This window comes from Micromonospora sp. Utrum1, from assembly GCF_057197805.1.
Window position 1 is genome coordinate 6,342,332 of sequence record NZ_CM170071.1, and the last position, 22,029, is coordinate 6,364,360.

Consider the following 22,029-nt stretch of genomic DNA (forward strand, 5'->3'; position numbering starts at 1 on the left):
GGACCCGTCAGCACCCGGAGGTGGCCGATCGTGACCGTCCGTAGCTCCTTTGTCGTTGTGGCGAACCGACTGCCGGTCGACGAGGTGAGCACACCCGAAGGGCGGCAGTGGCGACGCAGCCCGGGCGGGCTGGTGACCGCGCTGCACCCGGTGCTCGCCGAGCAGCAGGGCACCTGGGTGGGCTGGGCCGGCGGCACGGGCGCCGCCCCCGAGCCCTTCGACCTGGAGGGGATCCGGCTGCACCCGGTGCCGCTGAGCGCCGAGGAGCTGGAGCGCTACTACGAGGGACAGTCGAACGCGACGATCTGGCCGCTCTACCACGACGCGGTCGAGACCCCGGCCTACAAGCGGCGCTGGCGCGAGGCGTACCGCCTGGTCAACGCCCGGTTCGCGGAGGCCGCGGCGGACGTCGCGGCCGAGGGCGCCACGGTCTGGGTGCAGGACTACCAGCTCCAGCTCGTCCCGGCGATGCTCCGCGAGCTGCGGCCGGACCTGCGGATCGGGTTCTTCCTGCACATCCCGTTCCCGCCGATCGAGCTGTTCATGCAGATGCCGTTCCGCACCGAGATCCTGCGCGGCCTGCTCGGCGCCGACCTGGTCGGCTTCCAGCAGCGGCTGGCGGCGCAGAACTTCGTCCGACTGGCCCGGCACCTGCTCGGCCTCCGCTACGAGGGGCAGATGATCCAGGTCGACGGCCGCCAGGTGAAGGCCGGCGCGTTCCCCATCTCGATCGACACCCGGGAGATGGAGCGACTGGCCGAGGACCCGGCGATCCAGGCGCGGGCCAAGCAGATCCGCGAGGAGCTGGGCAACCCGAAGACGATCATCCTGGGCGTCGACCGGCTCGACTACACCAAGGGCATCGAGCTGCGGCTGAAGGCCTTCCGCGAACTCCTCGCTGACGGAAAGCTGATAGTCCCGGACGCCGTCATGGTGCAGGTCGCCACGCCGAGCCGCGAGCGCGTGGAGCACTACCAGGCACTTCGGGTGAAGGTGGAACGCGAGGTTGGCCGGATTAATGGCGAATTCGGACGGGTCGGCGTGCCGGCGGTGCATTATCTGCATCAGTCGTACAGTCGCTCCGAACTGGCCGCGATGTACGTCGCGGCAGACGTGATGATGGTGACCCCGCTGCGAGACGGAATGAATCTGGTGGCCAAGGAGTACGTCGCATCGCGCGCCGACCAGGGCGGCGCGCTCGTGCTCAGTGAGTTCGCCGGCGCCGCCACCGAGCTGCGCCAGGCCTTCCTGTGCAACCCGCACGACCCGGACGCCGTCAAGGACGCGCTGCTGCGCGCCGTGCACGTCGAGAAACCCGAGGCCCGGCGCCGGATGCGGATAATGCAACGCCACCTGCGCAGCCACGACGTGGGCCACTGGGCCAAGTCCTTCCTGACCGAACTGGGCGTGCCCGATACGGAGGTTGCGTGAGCGCGAGGAGTGAGCCGATTCTGCGAGCCCCGCAGTCGCAAGCAAAGGTGATGCCGTGAACGCCCCTGCCCCGACCACTGCTCACGGCGGAGTGATGGATCCCGAGCTGCGCGCCGCGATCGGCCGGATCGCCCGGGTCCCCCAACTCCTGGTCGCCTGCGACTACGACGGCACTCTCGCTCCGATCGTCGAGGACCCGAGCAAGGCCGTGCCGCTGCCCGAGTCGGTGGCCGCGGTCCGCGCCCTCGCGTCCCTGCCGCAGACCAGCGTCGCGGTGGTCTCCGGCCGGGCGCTGCGGGACCTGGCCACGCTCTCCCGGCTGCCCAGCGAGGTACACCTGGTCGGCAGCCACGGCTCGGAGTTCGACATCGGCTTCGTCGAGCGGCTCACCCCGGAGCTGATCGCGGTCCGCACCCGGCTCCGCGACGAGCTGCGCGAGATCGCCGCGGCCCACCCGGGCGTACGCCTGGAGCGCAAGCCGGCCAGCGTCGCCGTGCACACCCGCGGGGTGGACCCGCAGGTCGCCGCCGCGGCCATCGAGGCGGTCCGCAGCGGCCCCGCCACCTGGGAGGACGTCACCGTCACCCAGGGCAAGGAGGTCATCGAGCTGTCGGTGGTGGCGACCCACAAGGGCACCGCGGTCGACCAGCTCCGCACCCAGCTCGCGGCCAGCGCGGTGCTGTTCATCGGCGACGACGTCACCGACGAGAACGCCTTCGGCAACCTGCACGGCCCGGACGTCGGCATCAAGATCGGCCCGGGCGACACCCAGGCCGAGTACCGGGTGGCCGAGCCGATCGAGGCGGCCCGGGCGCTGGGCCTGCTGCTGGAGACCCGGCGGCACTGGCTCTTCGGCGAGCGGGCCGTCCCGATCGAGCGGCACTCGATGCTGGCCAACGGCCGCACGGTCGCGCTGGTCACCCCGGAAGCCAAGATCACCTGGCTGTGTCACCCGAAGCCCGACTCGGCGGCGATCTTCGCCGACCTGGTCGGCGGCAGCCCGGCCGGGCACTTCACCGTCGGCCCGCAGCGGGGCGGCATCCCGCTCGGCCAGCGCTACCGCAGCAACACCATGACGGTGGAGACCCGCTGGTCCGGCCTGACCGTGACCGACTGGCTCGACCTGCCGGCGAAGGAGACCACGCCGGACGGCCCGGCGATCGTCACCGGCGACTCGACGCTGGTCCGGGTGCTCAGCGGCACCGGGCGGGCCCGGATCGACTTCGCGCCGCGTCCCGAGTTCGGTCAGGTCGCCGTGCAGCTCCAGCCGCTGGACGACGGGCTGCTGGTGCTCGGCTCCAACGAGCCGGCCGCGCTCTACTCCCCCGGGGTCGAGTGGGAGGTGACCAACGACGCCGGGTTCGAGAGTGCCCGTGCCGTGGTGGACCTCTCGGCCGCCGGCGGTCAGATCGTGCTGGAGCTGCGCTTCGGCACGCACAGCCTGGAACACCACCGGGTGCCGATCCACGAGCGGCAGGCCGCCGCCGAGCAGCCCTGGAAGGACTGGGTGGCCTCGCTGCGGCTGCCCGCCACCGCCCGGGACCTGGTCGCCCGCAGCGCGCTCACCCTGCGCGGGCTCTGCCACGAGCCGACCGGCTCGATCCTCGCCGCGGCGACCACCTCACTCCCCGAGGAGCTGGGCGGCGTCCGGAACTGGGACTACCGCTACTGCTGGCTGCGCGACGCGGCGATGACCGCCCGCGCGCTGGTCGACCTCGGCTCCACCGAGGAGGCGGAGGGCCTGCTGCGCTGGGTCGACGGCGTCATCGACCGCACCGGTGGGCACCCGGAGCGGCTGCACCCGCTCTACACGGTCGACGGCTACGAGCTGGGCGCCGAGGCGGTCATCGACACCCTGCCCGGCTACGCCGGCTCCCGGCCGGTCCGGGTCGGCAACCTCGCCAACCACCAGCTCCAGCTCGACGTCTTCGGTCCGGTCGCCGACCTGATCGCCGCCGTGGCAGACGCCCGGGGCTCGGTCCGGGACGACGAATGGCGGGTGCTGGAGAACATGGTCGAGGCGGTCCGCCGCCGCTGGCACGAGCCCGACCACGGCATCTGGGAGGCCCGCCTCCCGCCCCGGCACCACGTCTTCTCCAAGGTCATGCTCTGGATGACCGTCGACCGGGCGCTGCACGTGGTGCGGCAGCACGGCGGCGAGGACCGGCCGGAGTGGGTCGAGCTGCGCGACCGGATCGCCGACAACGTGCTGGAGCACGGCTGGCACCCGGAGGCGGAGGCGTACAGCGTCGCCTACGGGTACGAGGAGATGGACGCCTCGTCGCTCTGGATCGGCATCTCCGGACTGCTCGCCGGGGACGACCCGCGCTTCCTCTCCACCGTGCTGAAGATCGAGGCGGACCTGCGCAGCGGCCCGGTCGTCTACCGGTACCACTGGGACGACGGCCTGCCCGGCCGGGAGGGCGGCTTCCACATCTGCACGGCGTGGCTGATCGAGGCGTACCTGCGCACCGGTCGGCGCTCCGACGCGGAGGAGCTGTTCGCCCAGATGATCGACACGGCCGGGCCGACCGGGCTGCTCCCCGAGCAGTACGACCCGCTCGCCGAGCGCGGGCTGGGCAACCACCCGCAGGCCTACAGCCACCTCGGGCTGATCCGCTCCGCCCTGATGCTGGACAACATGCTCAAGCAGTGACCTGAGCGGCCACGGCGGCGGCCCGGGACCATGTGGTCCCGGGCCGTCCGCCGCTTCGGGTCAGGTGTCGAGGGTGCCGACCACGTCGCCGATGACGACGATTGCAGGTGGGCGGAGGCCGGCGGCCGCCACGTCGGCGGCCACCGTGCCGAGCGTCGAGCGGAGGGTCCGCTGCCCGCTGGTGGTGCCCTCCTGGATCACCGCGGTCGGGGTCCCGGCGGGCCTGCCGTGCGCGACGAGGGTGGCGCTGATCGCCGCCAGGTTCTTCAGGCCCATCAGGATCACCAGGGTGCCGCGCAGGCCGGCGAGGGACTCCCAGCGGACCAGGGAGGCCGGTGAGTCGGGCGCCACGTGCCCGGAGACCACGGTGAACTCGTGCGCCACGGCCCGGTGGGTGACCGGCACCCCGGCCGCCGCGGGCACCGAGATCGCGCTGGTCACCCCCGGCACCACGGTCACCGGGACGCCCGCCTCGGCGCAGGCCAGCAACTCCTCGCCGCCGCGGCCGAAGACGTACGGGTCGCCGCCCTTGAGGCGGACCACGACCTTGCCGGCCCGGGCCCGGTCGACCAGGATCCGGTTGATCTCCTCCTGGGTCCGCGACGGCCCGTACGGGATCTTGGAGGCGTCCACCAGCTCGACGTCCGGGCGCAGCTCGTCGAGGAGCAGCCCGGGGACGAGCCGGTCGGCGACCACGACGTCCGCCTCGGTGAGCAGCCGCCAGCCCTTCAGGGTGATCAGCTCGGGATCGCCCGGCCCCGCGCCCACCAGCGCCACCCGGCCCACCGACGGCGCCCCCGCCGCCCCGGGCTCAACGGACGCCGACCCCAGCGCGGCACCCTGCTCAGCGGCGGCCGGCTGGCCGGGACCGGACCCGGCGGTGGTCGGCAGGCCGGTGCGGGCGGCCAGCAGTTCCCGCACCGCGTCCCGGACGCTCATGGCGCGGCGGGGGTCGCCGCCACCGAGCACGGCCACGGTGACCGGGCCGTGCCGGGTCACCGCCGGCGTCCACGCGGTGGCGGCGGCCCGGTCGTCGGCGCGGACGCAGAAGATCCGCCGCTCGGCGGCGGCGGCGCTGACCGCGGCTGCGGCGAGCCGGTCGTCCACGGCCACCTGGACGAGCCAGGCGCCGTCCAGGTCGTCGGGGGCGAACCGGCGCGGCTCCCAGCGCAGCCGGCCGGCGTCGACGTGCGCCCGCAGCGCCGGGGTCAGCTCCGGCGCCACCAGCAGGACGTCCGCGCCGGCGTCGAGCAGCGCGGGCACCCGCCGGGTGGCCACCGCTCCCCCGCCGACCACGACCACCCGCCGGCCGGCCAGCCGCAACCCGAGGGGGTACGGATTTCCGGTCACTTCTCGGCCACACCCGCCGAGTCGAAGGTGGCGACCTCGTGCAGCACCCGGACCGCGCCGGTGACGACGGGGAGCGCGAGCAGCGCGCCGGTGCCCTCGCCGAGCCGCAGCCCGAGGTCGATCAGCGGGTCCAGGCCCAGGTGCCGCAGCGCCGCCGTGGCGCCCGGCTCGGCCGAGCGGTGCCCGGCGACCATGGCCCCGACCGCGTCCGGCGCGAACGCGGCGGCCGCCAGCGCGGCGCTGACCGCGATGACGCCGTCCAGCAGCACCGGCACCCGGCGCGCGGCGGCGCCGAGGATCAGCCCGGCCAGCGCGGCGTGCTCCAGCCCGCCGACCGCGGCCAGCACCCCGAGCGGGTCGGCCGGGTCGGGCGCGTGCCGGTCGAGCGCGGCCCGCACCACGCCGACCTTGCGGGCGTACGTCTCGTCGTCCACCCCGGTGCCCCGACCGGTCGCCGCCGCCGGGTCGACCCCGGTGAACGCGGCGATCAGCGCGGCGGCCGGCGTGGTGTTGCCGATGCCCATGTCCCCGGTGAGCAGGATGCCCGCCCCGGCGTCGACCAGTTCCCCGGCGACCCGGATGCCGGTCTCCACCGCCGCCCGGGCCTCGTCGCGGGTTAGCGCCGCGGTCACCGTCATGTCCCGGGTGCCGGGCCGCACGTTCGCCGCAACCAGCCGGGGGGCGGACGGGTCGGCGGACGGCTCGACCGGGAGCGGGGTGGCCACGCCGACGTCCACCACGGTGACCGAGGCGCCGGCCTGCCGGGCGAACGCGTTGACCACCGCGCCGCCGGCCAGGAAGTTGGCGATCATCTGGGCGGTGACCTCCTGCGGCCACGGGGTGACGCCCTGGGCGTGCACGCCGTGGTCACCCGCGAAGATCGCCACCGCGGCCGGTTCGGGCAGCGGCGGCGGGCAGGTCCCGGCCAGGCCGGCGAGGCGTACGGAGAGCGGCTCCAGGGCGCCGAGGGAGCCGGCGGGCTTGGTCAGCCGGCCCTGGAGTTCGCGGGCCGCCGCCATGGCGGTCTCGTCGAGCGGCCGGATCGCCGCGACGGTGGACTCCAACATCATGCCTCCAGGATCTCCGCCAGCACGTCGGTGAAGGCGTCGGTCGTCGCCGGATCGCGCACCGCGATCCGGAGCCAGTCCGGGCCCAGCCCGGGGAAGGTGTCGCCGCGGCGGACCGCCCAGCCGCGCTCGCGCAGCCGCTCCCGTACCGCGGCGGCGCCGGCCAGGTGGACCAGGACGAAGGCGCTGGCGGGGCGGCCGACGACGCGTACCCCGGGCAGGCGAGACAGGCGGGCCACCAGGTGGTCGCGGTCGGCGGCGAGCCCGGCGGCGATGGCGCGCTCGGCCGCGACGGCGGCCGGGGACGCGCAGGCGGTGGCTGCGGCGAGCGCCGGGGTGGACACCGCCCAGAGCGGCTGGGCGGCGGCGAACCGGGCGAGCAGACCCGGGTCGCCGAGCAGGTAGCCGATCCGGAGCCCGGCCAGCCCCCAGGTCTTGGTGAGGCTGCGGACCACCACGAGGCCGGGCAGGTCGCGCCGGGCGGCGAGGGACTCGGGCTCGCCGTCGACGCCGGGGGTCGCGGTGGTGTCGGCGAAGGCCTCGTCGACCACCAGCACCCGGCCGGGGCGGGCCAGCGCGGCGAGCGCCTCGGCGGGGTGCAGCACGGAGGTGGGGTTGGTGGGGTTGCCGAGCAGCACCAGGTCGGCGTCGGCGGGCACCCGGGCCGGGTCGAGGCGGAACTCGTCGGCGGGGTCGAGCAGCACCCGTTCGACGGAGTGGCCGGCGGCCCGCAGGGCGGCCTCCGGCTCGGTGAACTGCGGGTGCACCACCACCGGTCGCCGGGCGTCGCGCAGCGCCCGGGCGATCAGCACGAAGCCCTCGGCGGCGCCGGCGGTGAGGAGTACCTCCTCCGGGGGACGCCCGTGCCGGGCGGCGACGGCGGCCCGGGCCGGGCCGGGGTCGGGGTACGCGGCCAGCGCGCCCAGGGCGGCGACCAGCGGGTCGGCCAGCCACTCCGGCATCGGGGCGCGGCGGACGTTGACCGCCAGGTCGACCAGGCCGGGGGTGGCCTCGGCGTCCCCGTGGTGGCCGAGGTCGGGCTCACCCGCCGGAGCGTCGGTCCCGATCAGCTGAGCACGCATGTCCGCGATCCTGCCGGGAAGCCGCCGCGCGGGACAGCGGATCCCGGCGTGGGCCGCGTCACCACTGCTGGACCCCCTCGCCCGTTTATGAATTCTTCTCATTTCCGAATCGGAAATGTCATAGCTTGACCATGTGAGCAACCGACCCCTTGCCTCCGCTGGTCGTGCCGTGCCCCTTCTCCGCGCCGGGCTCATCGCCGGCATCGTGGTCGCCGCCGCGGCCTATCCGCTGGCCGCCGTCACCGGCCTCGGCGCCAAGGCCACCGCACACGCAGTGGAGCAGAAGACGAGCATCCTGAAGACCGCGCTGCCCGCCGAGACCTCATACCTGTACGCGCCGGACGGCAAGACCGTGCTGACGATGTTCTACGAGGAGTACCGGCAGTACACCAAGATCGAGGAGATGTCGCCGAACATCCAGCAGGCGATCGTCGCCGCCGAGGACAACCGCTTCTACCAGCACCACGGCGTCGACCCGAAGGGCGTGGCCCGCGCCTTCGTGTCCAACGCCCGGTCCGGCGGCGTCTCCCAGGGCGCCTCGACGATCACCATGCAGTACGTCCGGATGGCCCTGCGGGACAGCGCGAAGACGCCGAAGGAGGTCCAGGAGGCCACCCAGCAGACCAGCCTGCGCAAGGTCAAGGAGATGCGCATGGCGCTGGACATCGAGAAGCACGTCAGCAAGGAGCAGATCCTCGAGCGCTACCTCAACTCGGCCTACTTCGGCCACCGGGCGTACGGGATCTACGCGGCCTCGCAGATCTTCTTCTCCAAGACCCCGGCCACCCTCAGCCCGGTCGAGGCGGCCACCCTGGCCGGCCTGGTCAAGTCCCCCTCGGAGTACGACCCGATCACCTCCGACCAGAAGGACGCCACCGCCCGGCGCAACTACGTGCTCGACAACATGACCCGTCTGGGCTACCTCTCGCCGGACGCCGCGGCGGCGGCCAAGGCGGAGCCGATCAAGCTGCGGCTCACCAACCCGCCGAATGACTGCGCCGCGCTCCTCGAGAAGTACCGGGCGACATGGGGCTTCTACTGCGACTACCTGAAGAACTGGTGGAGCTCGCAGCCCGCGTTCGGGGAGAACCGGCTGGAGCGGATGGACAAGCTGCGCCGGGGCGGCTACCGGATCGTGCTCGCCCTCGACCCGAAGATCCAGGAGGCGGCGGAGAAGAACGTGGGTGCCAAGGACGGCACGGGCAGCGCGTTCGCCAATGGCATCGTGGTCGCCGAGCCGGGCACCGGGCGGATCAAGGCCATGGCGGTGAACCGGACCTACTCGCTCGACCTGAGCGAGAACCCGAACAGCTCCAACCCGGAGGCCGGACCGACGGTCAAGGCGAACTATCCGAACACGGTCGCGCCGCTGCTCGGCGGGGGCACGCTTCCGGGCTACCAGGCCGGATCGACGTTCAAGATGTTCACGATGCTCGCCGCGCTCAACTCCGGGACGAAGCTCTCCGACACCATCAACTCGCCCTTCAAGTATCAGTCGTCCGTCTACGACGGGTGGGCCCCGGTCAACGCCAGCGGCGCGATGACCGGCGTGCAGACCATGTGGTCCGGCTTCGGCAAGTCGGTGAACACCTTCTTCGTGCAGCTGGAGGAGAGGGTCGGCGCGGAGAAGGGGGTGCGGCTGGCCGAGCAGCTCGGGCTGCGCTGGCGTACCGACGTGGACCGCGAGCACGCCGCGCCGGACAAGGCGAACAAGTGGGGTGCGTTCACCCTGGGCGTCTCCGACGCCACCCCACTGGAGGTGGCGAACGCGTACGCCGCGGTCGCGGCCGACGGCCGGTACTGCGAGGCCATCCCGGTCAACTCGATCATGAACCGGGACGGCACGCCGGCCACGTACCGCACGCCGGGCGGGGTGCAGCGGGAGGTCGCCAAGCCCCGGTGCCGACAGGTCGTGAGCGCCGACGCAGCCCGGGCGGCCACCGACGCGGCCCGCTGCCCGACCGGCGACACTCCGGCCAAGGGGGGCTGCGGCGGCTGGTCGACCGCGGACAGCGTGCGGGGCACGGTCGGCCGCCCGGTCGCCGGCAAGACGGGTACCACCGACAGCACCCGGTCCGCCTGGTTCGCCGGCTACACCCCGGAGCTGGCCGCGGCGAGCTTCATCGCCGACCCGGACAACCCGTTCAACGCGGTGGGTGACGGGTTGTCCCAGGTGCCCGTCGACGCGGTGGCCATGACCCTGCGCGACGCGCTCAAGGGCAAGCCCACCCGCCAGTTCACCCCACCGTCCGACCAGATCGTCGGCTGACCCCGGCCCCGAACCGTCCGGGGGTGCGCCCGGGCTAGTTGATCAAGAGGTTTGCGTCAGGAATCAGGCGATTCCGCACGTAAACCTCTTGATCAACTTTCGTTGGGGGTCAGCGGAGGTCGGCGGAGACGAAGGACCAGAGTTCCAGGTCCACTCGGGCACCGCGGACGAAGCCGGCGTTGCGGAGGAGGCCCTCGTAGCCGAAGCCGGCCTTCTCAGCCACCCGGCGGGAGGCGACGTTGCCGGGGGCGACGCGCAGCTCGACGCGCTGGAAGCCGTGCTCCAGGATCAGCGCGATGGCGACCGCGTCGACCGCCTCGGCGGCCAGGCCGAAGCCGCGGGCGTGCGGGGCGATCGCGTAGGACACCTCGGTCAGCCGGGCGCCCCAGTCGGTGCGGCGGGTCCAGAGGCAGCCGACCACCCGCCGGTCCTCGCGGCGGACCACCGCCCAGTGGTCACCGTCGCCGCTGTCGCGGCGCTGCCGGGCCAGCTCGGTGCACCAGGCCCGCCCGTCGATCTGCCCCGCCGCGTCGACCAGCGGCAGCCAGCGCTGGGTCTGCCGGTCCGCGAACACCTCGTCGACCGCCTCGGCGTCCGCCGCGACCAGCCGGCGTACCTCGGTGCGCGGGGTGGAGACGGTCAGCGCCGGGAAGCGGCGCACCGCCACCTGCCCGATCACGCCGGGGCCTCCGCGGGAGCCAGGGCCGCCGCGACCAGCCGGGCCGCGATCTCCGGGTACGCGGCCCAGTGCGGCACGAGCTGCGAGGCGTGCACGCCCCGCCAGACGAAGCCCTCCGGGGCGCCGCCCTCCCAGTGCCAGGCCGCCCGCTCGCCGGCCCGCGGGGTGAGCACCGCGGCGTGCTGCTTGTGCCCCACCACCGTGCCGCCGGCCCGGGCCACCACGCTGTCGCCGGCCGCGGTCGCCTCCCGGTAGCCGACCACGAGGCCGTCCCGGCTGGCCCCGACCGCGTCGAGCACCCCGCACATCGGCAGGCCGTCCAGCTCGCGGGCCAGCCAGAGCAGGCCGGCCCCCTCGGCGATCACCGGGCGGCCGGTGCGGGCCAACTCGGCCACCGCGATGCAGAGCCGGCGGTTGGTGGAGAGCTGCTCCGCGTACGCCTCCGGGAGCCCGCCGCCGACGACCAGCGCGCGGGTCCCGGCGGGAAGCGCCTCGTCGCGCAGCGGGTCGACGGTGACCACCTCGGCGCCGGCGGCGCGCAGCAGCTCGGCGGTCTCCGGGTGGCTGTAGCTGCCGCCCGGGCCGCCGGCCAGCGCGACCACCGGCCGCTCCCCGGCGGGCGCGCCCGCCGCCGCCTCCGGCGACCACGGCGTGCCGGTCAGCTCCGGGGCGGACCGGGCCAGCCCCAGCAGCCGGTCGAGGTCGACCGTGGCGGCAACCGCCTCGCCGAGCCGGCGGACCGCCCGCTGCGCCTCGGCGTCGCGTTGGACCACCGGCACCATCCCGTGCCGGCGGGCGGGCAGCACCGGCGGCAGCTCGTGCCGGCGCAGCGCGCCGTAGACCGGCACCCCCACGTCGTCGAGCGCCTCGCGCAGCATCGCCTCGTGGCGGGGCGAGGCCACCCGGTTGAGGATCACGCCGCCCAGCCAGAGCTGCTCGTCGTACGCCCGGAAGCCGTGCACCAGGGCGGCCACCGACTGGCCCATCGCGGCCACGTCCACCACCAGCACCACCGGGCTGCGCAGCGCGGTCGCCACGGCCGCGGTGGACTCGGTCTCGGGCCGGCCCGCGATCGAGTCGTAGAGCCCCATGGTGCCCTGGACCAGCGCGAACCCGGCCCCGGCCGCGCCGTGCGCGAAGAGCGGGGCGACCCGCTCCGGGCCGACCAGCCGCGGGTCCAGGTTGCGCCCGGGCCGCCCGGCGGCCAGCCCCAGGTACGCCGCGTCCACCTGGTCCGGCCCGATCTTGAAACCGGCCACGTCCAGCCCCTGGTCGGCGAGGGCCGCCAGCAGGCCGAGCGAGAGGGCACCGGTGCCGTGCCCCGAGGAGGGCGCGCTCAGCACGGCGCGCGGCACGACGGTCATCATCGACTCCTGGTCCGGGGGGTGGTTTCCGCCCGCGTGACCATACCCGCCCGTACCGACGTGCGGCGGCCGGCGACCGCGCGTTCGGGCCCGGCGCGGGCCAGTGGCACCGCTCATACGGGTAGCCTTGGCCAACGTGTACCGGTTCCTGCTGACCCCGCGCTGGCTCGGCTATCTCGCGTTGACCCTGGTCGCCGCCGCGGTGATGGTGTTCCTCGGCAACTGGCAGCTCGACCGCTACCGGGGCCGGACGGCGATCAACGAGCGGATCGACGCCGGCGCCACCATGACGCCCGCGCCGCTGCGCGACGCCCTGCCCGCCCCGACCGGTGGTCCCGGCACCACCGGGCCCGCCCCGGCCGACCGGCTCACCTGGACCAGGGTCACCGCCACCGGCCGGTACGACAGCGCGAACATCGTCCTGGTCCGCGGGCGGACCGCCGACAACACGGTCGGCTTCGAGGTGCTCACCCCGCTGGTCCTCGCCGACGGCAGCGCGGTGCTGGTCGACCGGGGCTGGATCCCGCCCGTCCCCGGCGGCAACGCCACCGCCCAGCCGCCGGTGCCGGCCGCGCCGACCGGCGAGGTGACCGTCTCCGGCCGGCTGGTGTCCAGCGAGAGCGGCGGCGGCGCGGTCGACCGGCGCGACGGCAAGCTGGAGACCCGGCGGATCAGCATCCCCCGCCTGGCGAAGCAGCTGCCCTACCCGGTGTCCGGCGGCTACGTGCTGCTCGACCAGCAGACGCCGGCCGCCGACCCGGCCTTCCAGGCGGTGCCCATCGGGCACACCAACAACTGGCAGAACTTCGGCTACGTGGTGCAGTGGTGGCTCTTCGCCGCGATGAGCCTGGTCGGCTACGGCTGGGTCGCCCGCCGGGAAGCACGGCGGCTGGCCGGGCTGGACGGGCCGGGCAAGCCGGTGGACCGGGCCGCCGAGCCGGCCTCCGCCTGACCTCGCCGAACCGGACATTCGGCGGGCACACCGGGCGGTGGGGACGCGGTAGGGTCCGCGCATGATCGTCAACCGCGGGGGGTCGCGGTGACCCCTGATCCCACGACGCCACTGCCCGCCGAGCCGCCAACCCAGGCGGAGTACGACCCGTGGGCCGCCATGCCGCCGGCCGTCGCGCCGCCCACCGAGCGGTTCCCGGTGCTGGCCGCGCCACCGGCGGGTCCCCCGGTCACGGCCGCGCCCACCGCGCAGTTCCCGGCGCCGCCCGCGATCCCGGCGCCGCCGGTGACCCCGCCGTTGCCCGCCCCGCCGGCCACCGCCCAGTTCCCGGCCGCGCCCGCGCAGTTCCCCGCCCTGCCCGCGACCGCGCAGTTCTCCGCGCCCCCGGCGCAGTTCTCCGCGCCGCCGGGGCCGCTGCTGCCGGCGCAGTCCGTGGTGGCCGTCCAGATCGGCGAGATCATGGTGACGCCGCCGGTGATCCGTACCCCGGCCGGTGTCCTGCCGCTCGCCGGCTCCTCCTGGCACGTGATGGACCACTGGCAGAAGGAGGAGAAGGTGGCCACCTGGGCGATCGTCGCCGCGGTCCTCGGCTTCTTCTGCCTGACCGTGTTCAGCCTCCTCTTCCTGCTGATCAAGGAGACCCGGCACCACGGCACCGTGCAGGTGACGGTGACCAACGGCTACCACCAGTACGTGGCCCGGATCCCGGTGGCCGACCACTTCCAGGTGCAGCAGATCAACAACCAGGTCAACTACGCCCGATCGCTCTCGATCGGCTGAGTCGCGCGCCGGAGGCGGTGCCGCGCCGCCTCCGGCCGGCTCAGCCGGTGATCCGACCGGCGTGGATGGCCCGGACCGCGTCGATGGTGTCCGCCTCGGCGGCGGTCTTGTCGTCCCGGTAGCGCACCACCCGGGCGAAGCGCAGCGCCATCCCGCCCGGGTAGCGGCTGCTGGCCTGCACCCCGTCGAAGGCGATCTCGACCACCTGTTCGGGCCGGACCCGGACCACCCAGTCGCCCTTCTCCACGGCCAGCGTGAGGAAGCGCTCGGTCTGCCAGCGCAGCAGCTCGTCGGTGAGCCCCTTGAACGTCTTGCCGAGCATGACGAACTCACCGGTGCGCGGATCGCGGGCGCCCAGGTGCAGGTTGGAGAGCCAGCCCTGCCGCCGGCCGCTGCCCCACTCGACCGCCAGCACCACGAGGTCGAGGGTGTGCCGGGGCTTGACCTTGACCCAGGCCGCGCCGCGCCGGCCGGCGTCGTAGGGTGCGGCCGGGTCCTTGACCACCACCCCCTCCTGGCCGGCGTCGACCGCCGCCGCGAAGGCCGCGCCGGCCTGCTCGGGGCCGTCCACCTCCACCCGGCCGACCAGCAGCGTCGGGTCGACCGCACCGGCCAGCGCGGCCCACCGCTCCCGGCCGGGCAGGTCGATCAGATCCGTGCCGTCGAGGTGCAGCAGGTCGAAGAAGTACGGCGTCAGCACCGTCTCGCCGGTGCGCTCGGCCGCGGCGAGCACGGCGGGCGCCACCGGCGTACGCCCGGTGGTGCTGGGGGTGGTGCGCCGGGCGGCCCGGCTGGAGGTCTCCTGGAAGGGCAGCGGGCGCCCCTCGGCGTCCAGCCCGATCGCCTCGCCGTCGAGCACCAGCTCGCGGGCGGGCAGCGCGCGGACGGCGGCCACCACCTCGGGCAGCCGGCCGGTGATCTCGTCGAGGCTGCGGGTGAAGACCGCGATGTCCTGGCCGGACCGGTGCACCTGGATGCGGATGCCGTCGAGCTTGACGTCCACCACCGCAGGGGTGCCGGTGGCGGTGAGCGCCTCGTCGACCGAGGGCGCGCTCTGCGCCAGCATGGGGGCGAGCGGGCGGCCCACCTGGAGCCCGAACCCGGCCAGCGCGGCTGCCCCGCCGGTGAGCGCCGCGACCGCCACCGCCCGCAGGTCGCCGGCGAGCAGCAGGGCCCGCCGGACGGCCGCGACGGGCACGTCGGCGGCCCGGGCCACCGCCTCGGTGAGCAGGCCGGCCTGGGCGCCCTGCCGCAGCTCGCCGCGGAACAGGCCGACCAGCAGCCGCTGCTCGTCGGCGGTGGCCGTGGCGAAGAGCCGGCCGACCAGCTCCCGCCGCCGGGCCTGCGAACCGGCGCCGCCGACCGCCGCGATCTCCTCGATCGCGGCGTCGACGCCGCCCACGGTCAGGCTCGGTTCGGCGGCCGGCGGCGGCAGGTCACGCAGGCTCGCCCAGCCCACCCCGGTCTGCCGTTGCCGCAGCTCGCCGGCGAGGTAGCCGGCGCCCGCCGGAATCTCGTCGGGGTCGAGCGAGCGCAGCGCGGCGGCCAGCAGCTCCACCTTGGCCCGCCGGCCGCTGGTGGCGCCCACCGCCGCCGACGTGGCCGCCAGCTCAAGGAACCGCACGCCCTCATCCTGCCAGCCACCCCCGACACCGGGGCGTTTCCGGAGCGATCTTGGAGAGTTGGCGTCCCCCAGGAACGTCAACTCTCCAAGATCCCGTATCGGCGGGCTGGCTCAGGCCGAGACCGGCTCCTCGATCCGCAGGCCGCGGGCGCGCACCTCGTCGGCGACCCGGGTGAGCAGCGTGTCGAGCGTGACCAGCACGGCGGAGAGCTCGCCGAGCTGTTCCTTGAGCGCGTCCTCGGGCCACGCGGAGACGTCGACGTCCCCCAGAGCACTGACGGCGGCCTGGAGCCGCGACATCTCGTCGTTCGTACGCATGTTCGAGAGGCTATAACACCCCGTCGCCCGACACACCGCAAACTCCGACATCGGCCCCGAAGTTACGGTTTCGACACCTCAAGGGCGGTTCGCGCCCGCCTCGGCGACCTTCGCCAGCAGCAGCGCCTCGGCCACGCAGACCCGCGCGAACTCGCCCAGGTGCAGGCTCTCGTTGGGCCCGTGCGCCCGGGCGTGCGGGTCCTCCACGCCGGTCACCAGGATCGCCGCCGCGGGGAACATCTCCTGGAAGGTGGCGATGAACGGGATCGAGCCGCCCACGCCGATGTCGACCGGGTCGGTGCCGTCCCAGGCGCCCCGGAACGCCGCCCGCGCCGCCTCGAACATCGGCCCGGTGGCGTCGATGACGCAGGGCGCGCCGTCGTGCTCGAAGGTCACCGTCACCCGCGCGCCCCACGGCGCGTGCTTCTCCAGGTGTGCGGTCAGCGCCGCGTACGCCTGCTTCGGGTCGTCGCCCGGCGCCAGCCGGACGCTCAGCTTCGCCTTGGCGGCCGGGACCAGCGCGTTCGGCGCCTCCCCGGTGGCCGGGGCGTCGACACCGAGGATGGCCAGGGCGGGCTTGGTCCAGAGCCGGTCGGTGATCCGGCCGCTGCCGAAGAGTTGCGCGCCCTCGATCAGGCCGGCCTCCGCGCGGAACCGGTCCTCCGGGTAGTCGACGGTGGCGCCCTCCCGGCCCACCAGGCCCTCGACGGCCACGTTTCCGGCGTCGTCGTGCAGCGTGCCGAGCAGCTTCACCAGGGCGGTGAGCGCGTCCGGCACGGCACCGCCGAACATGCCGCTGTGGACGGCGTGGTCGAGGGTGCGCACCTCGACGAAGCAGTTGACGATGCCGCGCAGCGAGGTGGTCAGCGCGGGCACCCCGATGTCCCAGTTGCCGGAGTCGGCGATCACGATGACGTCCGAGGCCAGCTCGTCGCGGTGCTCGGCGAGCAGCCGCTCCAGCGAGTCCGAGCCGTACTCCTCCTCGCCCTCGATGAAGAGGACCACGCCGACCGGAAGCTGGTCGCCGAACGCGCGCAGCGCGGCGACGTGGGCCATGATGCCGGCCTTGTCGTCGGCCGCGCCGCGGCCGTAGAGGCGGCCGTCCCGCTCCACCGGCTCGAACGGGTCGGACTCCCAGAGCGAGAGGTCGCCGACGGGCTGGACGTCGTGGTGGGCGTACAGGAGCACGGTGGGCGCGCCGGGCGGGGCCGGCTTCGTCCCGATCACCGCCGGCTGGCCGCCGGAGCGCACGATCTTCGTGTCGAGGCCGCAGCCGCGCAGCAGCTCCGCCACCGCCTCGGCGGAACGCTCCACGTGCGAGTGGTCGAAGCCCGCGAAGGCGATGCCGGGAATGCGGACGAGTCGCTCGAGGTCGGCGCGGACGCCGGGCAGTTCCCGCTCGATGGCGGCCCGCACCTCGGACTCGGACATGATCGGTGTGGTCATGACCGGAATGGTATGCCGCCCTTACCTGGCCCCGCCGTCCGAGCCCGCCGCGTCAGAGCCGGCGGACGTAGTAGCGGTCGGCGTCGTGCGGCAGGTCGGGGGCGCCGTCGACCACCAGGTCCGCCGCGGCCTCGGTGCCGTCGGCGGCGAAGTGCGCCCGCTCCCCGGCGTGCCAGCGGCGCAGCTCGGGCAGGATCTCCGCGCCGTCCCGCGCGAGCGCCCGGGACAGCCGCAACCCGGCCGGCGCGGTGACGAGGACCGACAGGGTCAGCTCCGGCCGGATCGCCGCCCGCGCGGCGCTCACCCCCTCCACGATCAGCACCGGCCCGGCCGGCACCGGCACCGCCCGGTCCAGGAAGCTCCGGCGCACCCAGCTGTAGCGGCGGTAGGCCCCGGGCCGGCCCGCGCGCACCGGCCCGAGCACCCACTCCTCCAGCCGGGACCAGAAGGTGAGCTGGTCGTCCCAGCCGTCGAGCAGGTCGTCGGTGCGGACCACCGGCGGCCGGGCGCCACCGGGCAGCGCCGCGACGGCCTCCGCGAGGCGCGTCGCAAAGACGCTCTTGCCCGCGCCGCTCGGCCCGTCGACCGCCACCAGCCGGGTACGCCCCAACCGCGCCGGCCCGGCCAGCACCCGCCGGGCCAACCCGGCGTACGCCTCGAACACCGCCACCGCCACCGTCACCCGACCGACGCTAGCGGTCCCCCGTCCGCTGGATCCTGCGGGCCAGCAGGCCGTTCGCCGGGCGGGCCGGCTTCGCCGTGGGCATCATCGGGGGGTGCTCCATGACGTGATGAGCCCGGGCGTCGAAGCCCTGCTCGAACAGGCCCGGGCTGGCCTCCGCCGGCTGACCCCGCACGACACCGTCGAGGCCGTCCGCACCGGGGCCCTGCTGGTCGACACGCGCACCGAGGCGCAGCGCCGCGAGCAGGGCGAACTGCCCGGCGCGATCGTCATCGACCGGACCGTCCTGGAGTGGCGGCTGGACCCGGCCAGCGCCTGGCGCATCCCCGAGTCGACCAGCTACGACCGCGAGATCGTCCTGGTGTGCCGCGAGGGCTACAGCTCCAGCCTCGCCGCGGCCAGCCTCCAGGCGCTCGGCCTGCGCCGGGCCACCGACATGATCGGCGGCGTGCAGGGCTGGCGGGAGGCAGGGCTGCCGATGTCCGACCGCCCCGCCGACGTCCGCTACTGACGGCTCACCCGGCCGGCTCAGGTGCAACCCGGCGGCGATCGTCTTGGCGCGCTCGTCGGCGCCCGCGGCCGGCTCAGGCGGCCGGCGCGCCCGCGCGGCTCAGACTTTAGGTGCGGTCGGCGCGCCGGGCGGGATGAACGGCAGGCCCGCGGTCGGGCCGGACTCGATCAGCCGCTCAGACGCTCGGCGCGGTCGGCGCGCCGGGCGGGATGAACGGCAGGCCCGCGGTCGGGCCGGACTCGATCAGCCGCCACAGCGCGTCGGTGTCGAGGTGCTCCTCGACCAGGTCGCCGAGCAGGTCCAGGGTGCGTTCCCGGGCGGCGGCGAACGCGGTGTCCGGGGCGACCTTGAACCCGGTCCGCCCGGCCTGTGCGGCGACCTCGGTGAGGAAGCGGCGGCGGAAGGCGTCGGACTCGAAGGCCCCGTGCCAGTGGGTGGCGTGCAACGCGCCCAACCGGGCCCCCTCCCCGGTGCCGTCCGCGTAGCGGAGCAGCGGCGGCAGACCCGGGTCGGCGGCCGAGACCTGGCCGTGGTGAATCTCGTAGCCGTGGACCGGCACGTCCCCGGCGGCCGTGCCGGCGGCGCGCCGGACCGTCTTGCGGGGGTCGAAGGTGATCTCGACGGGGAGCAGCCCCAGGCCGGGCACGCTGCCCTGGCGGCTCTCCACGGGGTCGTGGATGGCCCGGGAGAGCATCTGGAACCCGCCGCAGATGCCGAGCAGCGGCTTGCCGGCGGCGGCGTGCGCCAGGACGGCATCGGCCAGGCCGGTCTCCCGCAGCCAGGCCAGGTCGGCCACCGTCGACTTGGAGCCGGGGAGCACCACCAGGTCGGCGGCGGCCAGCTCGGCGGGCTCGATGGTCAGTCGCACCCGGACGCCGGGCTCGGTGGCCAGCGCCTCGACGTCGGTGGCGTTGCTGATCCGGGGCAGCCGGACCACCGCCACGTCGAGCCACTCGGTGCCCCGGGGCGCCGCCGGCCGGCCGAGCACCCGCCCGTACGCGAGCGAGTCCTCCGCGTCCAGCCAGAGGTCGAGCGCCCAGGGCAGCACGCCGAGGGTGGGGCGGCCGGTGACCCGGTGCAGCATGTCCAGCCCCGGCCGGAGCAGCCCCAGGTCGCCCCGGAACTTGTTGATCACGAAACCGGCGACCAGGGCCTGGTCGGCCGGGTCGAGCAGCGCGACCGTGCCGAACATCGAGGCGAACACCCCGCCCCGGTCGATGTCGCCGACCACGATGGCGGGCAGGCCGGCGTGCCGGGCCAGCCCCATGTTCACGTAGTCGCCGGCCCGCAGGTTGATCTCGGCCGGGCTGCCCGCGCCCTCGCAGATCACCACGTCGTACTCGGCCCGCAGCTCGGCCAGCGCCGCGTACGCCGTCTCGGCGAGCCGGGGACGCAGTTCGCGGTAGTTGCCGGCGGTGACCGTGTCGACCGCCTCGCCGAGCAGCACCACCTGGCTGGCGTGGTCGCTGCCCGGCTTGAGCAGGACCGGGTTGAAGCGCAGGTCCGGGGCGAGCCCGCAGGCGGCGGCCTGCATGGCCTGGGCGCGGCCGATCTCGCCGCCGCGCCCCTCCGGCCCGACCACCACGGCCGAGTTGTTGGACATGTTCTGCGCCTTGTACGGGGCGACCCGGACGCCGCGGCGGCGCAGCCAGCGGCAGATGCCGGCGGTGAGCACGCTCTTGCCGGCGTCGGAGGTGGTCCCCGCGACCAGCAGCCCGCCGCTCACCGCCCGCTCCCCGGACGCGCCCCGCCGAGGGCGCGCAGCGCGGCGCGGCCGGTCGCGCCGACCAGGCGACCGACCGTCACCGGGTACGCCGCCGCGAGGCCGAGCGCGGCCAGCCCGACCGCGCCCGAGATCCGGGCGGCCCGCTTCAGGTGCCGCGCCTCGGGCCGCGGCCCGTCCCCGAGGAAGGGCCGGGTCTCCTCGCGTCCGAAGTAGACGTTGCGCCCGCCCAGCCGGACGCCGAGCGCGCCGGCCATCGCGGCCTCGCACTGTCCCGCGTTCGGGCTCGGGTGGTCGTTGCGGTCCCGTCGCCAGACCCGCCAGGCGGTCGCGCGGTCCCCGTGCGCGGCCGGCGCCACGGCCACGGTGAGCAGCCCGGTCAGCCGGGCGGGGACCAGGTTGAGCAGGTCGTCCAGGCGGGCGGCCGGGGTGCCGAAGCGGGCGTAGCGGGGTGAGCGGTGACCCACCATGGCGTCGAGCGTGTTCGCCGCCCGGTAGCCGAGCAGGCCGGGCAGCCCGGCGACGGCACCCCAGACCAGCGGGGCGACCACCGCGTCGGAGGTGTTCTCGGCGACCGACTCGACGGTGGCCCGGGCCAGTTCCGGCTCGTCGAGGGCGGACGGGTCCCGCCCGCAGAGGTGGTTGAGCCGCCCCCGGGCGGCGGGCAGGTCGCCCGCCTGCAACGCCCGGGCCATCAGCCGCGACTCGTGCCGCAGGGTGCGCCCGCCCAGCACCGTCCAGGTGCCGGCGGCCACCAGCGCGGCCCGGGCCACCGGGTGACGCCGCGTGGCGAGGCCGGCGGCCACCCCGAGCAGCACCGGCGCGCCGACCGCGAGCGCGGTGAACGCCGTGCCGGCCGACCGTTCGGGTCGGTAGACCCGCCGCTCCAGGGCGCCGGCCGCCCGGCCGAAGCCGGCCACCGGATGCCACCGTCGGGGATCGCCGAGCAGCGAGTCCAGCGCGTAGCCCGCCACCAGTCCCGCCGCCTTCGCCATGGCGGTCGCCTGCCGCACCCGTCACCACCTCCGGCCGGCCAGCCTAGTCGTACGGCGGGGTGGCCACGCCGGCGTCGCCACCCCGCTCCCCCGTTGCACGATCCGGACGGCTCAGGCGGGCACCGGCGTCTGTCGCCGGCCCCGCCGGGCACGTCCGGTCCCGGTCACCCCCTCGACGCCGTCGGACGGGTCCGGCTCACCGGCGGCCGGCTCGGCGGCCAACTCGTCGTCCTCCTCCTCGGCGGCCGGGCCGTCGGGCCGGTCGTCGAAGGGGTCGGCCAGCTCGTCGAGGTCACCCGCCGTCGCCTCCACCCGGCCGGACAGCCCGACCAGCGGGGCGTCGAACTCCGGCGGCGGGAACTCGTCGTCGAACGGCCGGTCGTCGAGCGACGCCGGGGCCTGCGCGTCCGGCACCGGCTCGGTGGCCTCGCCGTGCACCCGGCGCTCCGCCTCGGCGTCCTCCACGGTGCTGGTCGTCATGCTCGGCCGGTTGCGCAGAAACCGGGCGCGACCCCGGGACAGGTCGTGCCCGACGGCGACCGCCTCCAACTCGTAGAGGGTGCGGTGGTTGCCGGCGTCGTCGGTCCAGTCACGGGTGTAGAGGCGGCCGGCGACGACCACCGGGTCGCCGACCGCCACCGACGCGGCCACCCCCTCGGCCAGCTTCCGCCAGCAGTTCACCCGCACCCGCAGGCTGTTGCCGTCGACCCAGCGGCCGCTCTCCCGATCGAGGCGGCGGGCAGTCGAGGCGACCTTGAAGTTGGCCACCAGGGTGTTGCTCTGGGTCGTCCGGCGCCACTCCGGCGCCGTCAGCACGTTGCCGACGACCGTGACGTACGTATCGAACATCGCCCCTCCCAGGGGAACTCGGCTTGTCCGGCTGAGCCTCGGCCGACGACGGGCCCCGGGCCAGCCGTCCCGGCCGGGCTGTGGACGACGGACCGCCCTGTGGACAACCACCTGATCAGGGCCCGACCTGCTAGGCACCGCCGGACCTACGCCCTGACCTGCGGCGGAACCTGATCCGAAGGTCACCCGATGAGGCGGTTCCGGACGCGCACCGACTGGGTATGAACTTGATCAACCGAGAGAAAGGGAGC

Annotated in this window: 17 protein-coding genes and 1 pseudogene; 6 read left to right on the forward strand and 12 right to left on the reverse strand. The window is 75.0% G+C overall.

The window, feature by feature from the left end; all coding sequences use genetic code 11:
* The first annotated feature begins 30 nt into the window (after positions 1-30).
* Both AC0OLQ_RS29770 and otsB read left to right on the forward strand, forming a co-directional pair.
* Positions 31-1,431 carry an alpha,alpha-trehalose-phosphate synthase (UDP-forming) gene (locus AC0OLQ_RS29770; protein ID WP_484528988.1) on the forward strand — a complete coding sequence of 467 codons (1,401 nt, stop codon included), beginning with the start codon at positions 31-33 and terminating at the stop codon, positions 1,429-1,431.
* Between the two features lie 94 nt (positions 1,432-1,525).
* The gene (otsB, locus tag AC0OLQ_RS29775) at positions 1,526-4,087 is read left to right on the forward strand and encodes a trehalose-phosphatase (RefSeq protein ID WP_484532460.1); all 2,562 of its coding nucleotides are present in this window, start codon (positions 1,526-1,528) and stop codon (positions 4,085-4,087) included.
* Between the two features lie 60 nt (positions 4,088-4,147).
* On the opposite strand, the gene cobA is transcribed toward otsB, so the two are convergent.
* From cobA to cobC, 3 genes are read right to left on the reverse strand one after another with little or no spacing between them, the layout of a single operon-like run.
* The gene (gene cobA, locus AC0OLQ_RS29780) at positions 4,148-5,437 is read right to left on the reverse strand and encodes a uroporphyrinogen-III C-methyltransferase (RefSeq protein WP_484528989.1); all 1,290 of its coding nucleotides are present in this window, start codon (positions 5,435-5,437) and stop codon (positions 4,148-4,150) included.
* Positions 5,434-6,504, reverse strand: coding sequence for a nicotinate-nucleotide--dimethylbenzimidazole phosphoribosyltransferase (cobT, locus tag AC0OLQ_RS29785; RefSeq protein ID WP_484532461.1), 1,071 nt, complete (start codon positions 6,502-6,504; stop codon positions 5,434-5,436). The genes cobA and cobT overlap by 4 nt, the downstream gene beginning before the upstream one ends.
* Complete coding sequence (cobC, locus tag AC0OLQ_RS29790; protein ID WP_484528990.1) at positions 6,504-7,586, reverse strand: Rv2231c family histidinol phosphate aminotransferase CobC; 1,083 nt, start codon at positions 7,584-7,586, stop codon at positions 6,504-6,506. Before cobC ends, cobT begins: the two co-directional genes overlap by 1 nt.
* 133 nt (positions 7,587-7,719) lie before the next feature.
* Between cobC and AC0OLQ_RS29795 the strand changes: the two genes are divergently transcribed.
* Complete coding sequence (locus AC0OLQ_RS29795; protein WP_484528991.1) at positions 7,720-9,855, forward strand: transglycosylase domain-containing protein; 2,136 nt, start codon at positions 7,720-7,722, stop codon at positions 9,853-9,855.
* A 109-nt stretch (positions 9,856-9,964) separates the two neighbouring features.
* Here the strand turns inward: AC0OLQ_RS29795 and AC0OLQ_RS29800 are convergent, their stop codons facing one another.
* Entirely contained in the window at positions 9,965-10,534 is a 570-nt protein-coding gene (locus AC0OLQ_RS29800; RefSeq protein ID WP_357343952.1) for a GNAT family N-acetyltransferase, read from the reverse strand.
* A complete protein-coding gene (locus AC0OLQ_RS29805) occupies positions 10,531-11,898 on the reverse strand; it encodes a cobyrinic acid a,c-diamide synthase CobB (protein WP_484532462.1) in 1,368 nt (455 codons plus the stop codon). Before AC0OLQ_RS29805 ends, AC0OLQ_RS29800 begins: the two co-directional genes overlap by 4 nt.
* A 136-nt stretch (positions 11,899-12,034) precedes the next feature.
* Here AC0OLQ_RS29805 and AC0OLQ_RS29810 point away from each other — a divergent pair, with 136 nt between their 5' ends.
* Both AC0OLQ_RS29810 and AC0OLQ_RS29815 read left to right on the forward strand, forming a co-directional pair.
* Complete coding sequence (locus tag AC0OLQ_RS29810) at positions 12,035-12,850, forward strand: SURF1 family cytochrome oxidase biogenesis protein (RefSeq protein ID WP_484528992.1); 816 nt, start codon at positions 12,035-12,037, stop codon at positions 12,848-12,850.
* An 87-nt stretch (positions 12,851-12,937) separates the two neighbouring features.
* Entirely contained in the window at positions 12,938-13,630 is a 693-nt protein-coding gene (locus tag AC0OLQ_RS29815; RefSeq protein WP_484528993.1) for a hypothetical protein, read from the forward strand.
* Between the two features lie 40 nt (positions 13,631-13,670).
* Here AC0OLQ_RS29815 and AC0OLQ_RS29820 read toward each other — a convergent pair whose 3' ends face one another.
* From AC0OLQ_RS29820 to AC0OLQ_RS29835, 4 genes and pseudogenes are all read right to left on the reverse strand, one after another.
* The gene (locus AC0OLQ_RS29820) at positions 13,671-15,254 is read right to left on the reverse strand and encodes an ATP-dependent DNA ligase (RefSeq protein WP_484528994.1); all 1,584 of its coding nucleotides are present in this window, start codon (positions 15,252-15,254) and stop codon (positions 13,671-13,673) included.
* A 111-nt stretch (positions 15,255-15,365) separates the two neighbouring features.
* Positions 15,366-15,572, reverse strand: a complete 207-nt coding sequence (locus AC0OLQ_RS29825; protein ID WP_091269681.1) for a hypothetical protein — start codon at positions 15,570-15,572, stop codon at positions 15,366-15,368.
* A gap of 78 nt (positions 15,573-15,650) precedes the next feature.
* A complete protein-coding gene (locus tag AC0OLQ_RS29830) occupies positions 15,651-17,003 on the reverse strand; it encodes a M20/M25/M40 family metallo-hydrolase (RefSeq protein WP_484532463.1) in 1,353 nt (450 codons plus the stop codon).
* Positions 16,993-17,694, reverse strand: a pseudogene (locus tag AC0OLQ_RS29835) (uridine kinase family protein); the annotation flags it as partial. The pseudogene AC0OLQ_RS29835 and the gene AC0OLQ_RS29830, both read right to left, overlap by 11 nt.
* A gap of 115 nt (positions 17,695-17,809) precedes the next feature.
* Between AC0OLQ_RS29835 and AC0OLQ_RS29840 the strand changes: the two are divergent.
* Positions 17,810-18,211, forward strand: a complete 402-nt coding sequence (locus AC0OLQ_RS29840; RefSeq protein ID WP_484532464.1) for a rhodanese-like domain-containing protein — start codon at positions 17,810-17,812, stop codon at positions 18,209-18,211.
* Positions 18,212-18,386: 175 nt separating this feature from the next.
* Here AC0OLQ_RS29840 and AC0OLQ_RS29845 read toward each other — a convergent pair whose 3' ends face one another.
* From AC0OLQ_RS29845 to ssb, 3 genes are all read right to left on the reverse strand, one after another.
* Positions 18,387-19,937, reverse strand: a complete 1,551-nt coding sequence (locus AC0OLQ_RS29845; RefSeq protein ID WP_484528995.1) for a cobyric acid synthase — start codon at positions 19,935-19,937, stop codon at positions 18,387-18,389.
* Positions 19,934-20,947, reverse strand: a complete 1,014-nt coding sequence (locus tag AC0OLQ_RS29850; RefSeq protein ID WP_484528996.1) for a cobalamin biosynthesis protein — start codon at positions 20,945-20,947, stop codon at positions 19,934-19,936. Before AC0OLQ_RS29850 ends, AC0OLQ_RS29845 begins: the two co-directional genes overlap by 4 nt.
* A 93-nt stretch (positions 20,948-21,040) precedes the next feature.
* The gene (ssb, locus tag AC0OLQ_RS29855; protein WP_484528997.1) at positions 21,041-21,778 is read right to left on the reverse strand and encodes a single-stranded DNA-binding protein; all 738 of its coding nucleotides are present in this window, start codon (positions 21,776-21,778) and stop codon (positions 21,041-21,043) included.
* Positions 21,779-22,029: the final 251 nt, after the last annotated feature.

Bases quoted from the DNA above. Each gene is read 5' to 3' on its own strand.
- otsB (WP_484532460.1), top strand. From the start codon at position 1,526: ATGGATCCCGAGCTGCGCGCCGCGATCGGCCGGATCGCCCGGGTCCCC.
- cobT (WP_484532461.1), bottom strand. From the start codon at position 6,504: ATGTTGGAGTCCACCGTCGCGGCGATCCGGCCGCTCGACGAGACCGCC.
- cobC (WP_484528990.1), bottom strand. From the start codon at position 7,586: ATGCGTGCTCAGCTGATCGGGACCGACGCTCCGGCGGGTGAGCCCGAC.
- AC0OLQ_RS29805 (WP_484532462.1), bottom strand. From the start codon at position 11,898: ATGACCGTCGTGCCGCGCGCCGTGCTGAGCGCGCCCTCCTCGGGGCAC.
- AC0OLQ_RS29825 (WP_091269681.1), bottom strand. From the start codon at position 15,572: ATGCGTACGAACGACGAGATGTCGCGGCTCCAGGCCGCCGTCAGTGCT.
- AC0OLQ_RS29830 (WP_484532463.1), bottom strand. From the start codon at position 17,003: ATGTCCGAGTCCGAGGTGCGGGCCGCCATCGAGCGGGAACTGCCCGGC.
- AC0OLQ_RS29840 (WP_484532464.1), top strand. From the start codon at position 17,810: ATGAGCCCGGGCGTCGAAGCCCTGCTCGAACAGGCCCGGGCTGGCCTC.
- ssb (WP_484528997.1), bottom strand. From the start codon at position 21,778: ATGTTCGATACGTACGTCACGGTCGTCGGCAACGTGCTGACGGCGCCG.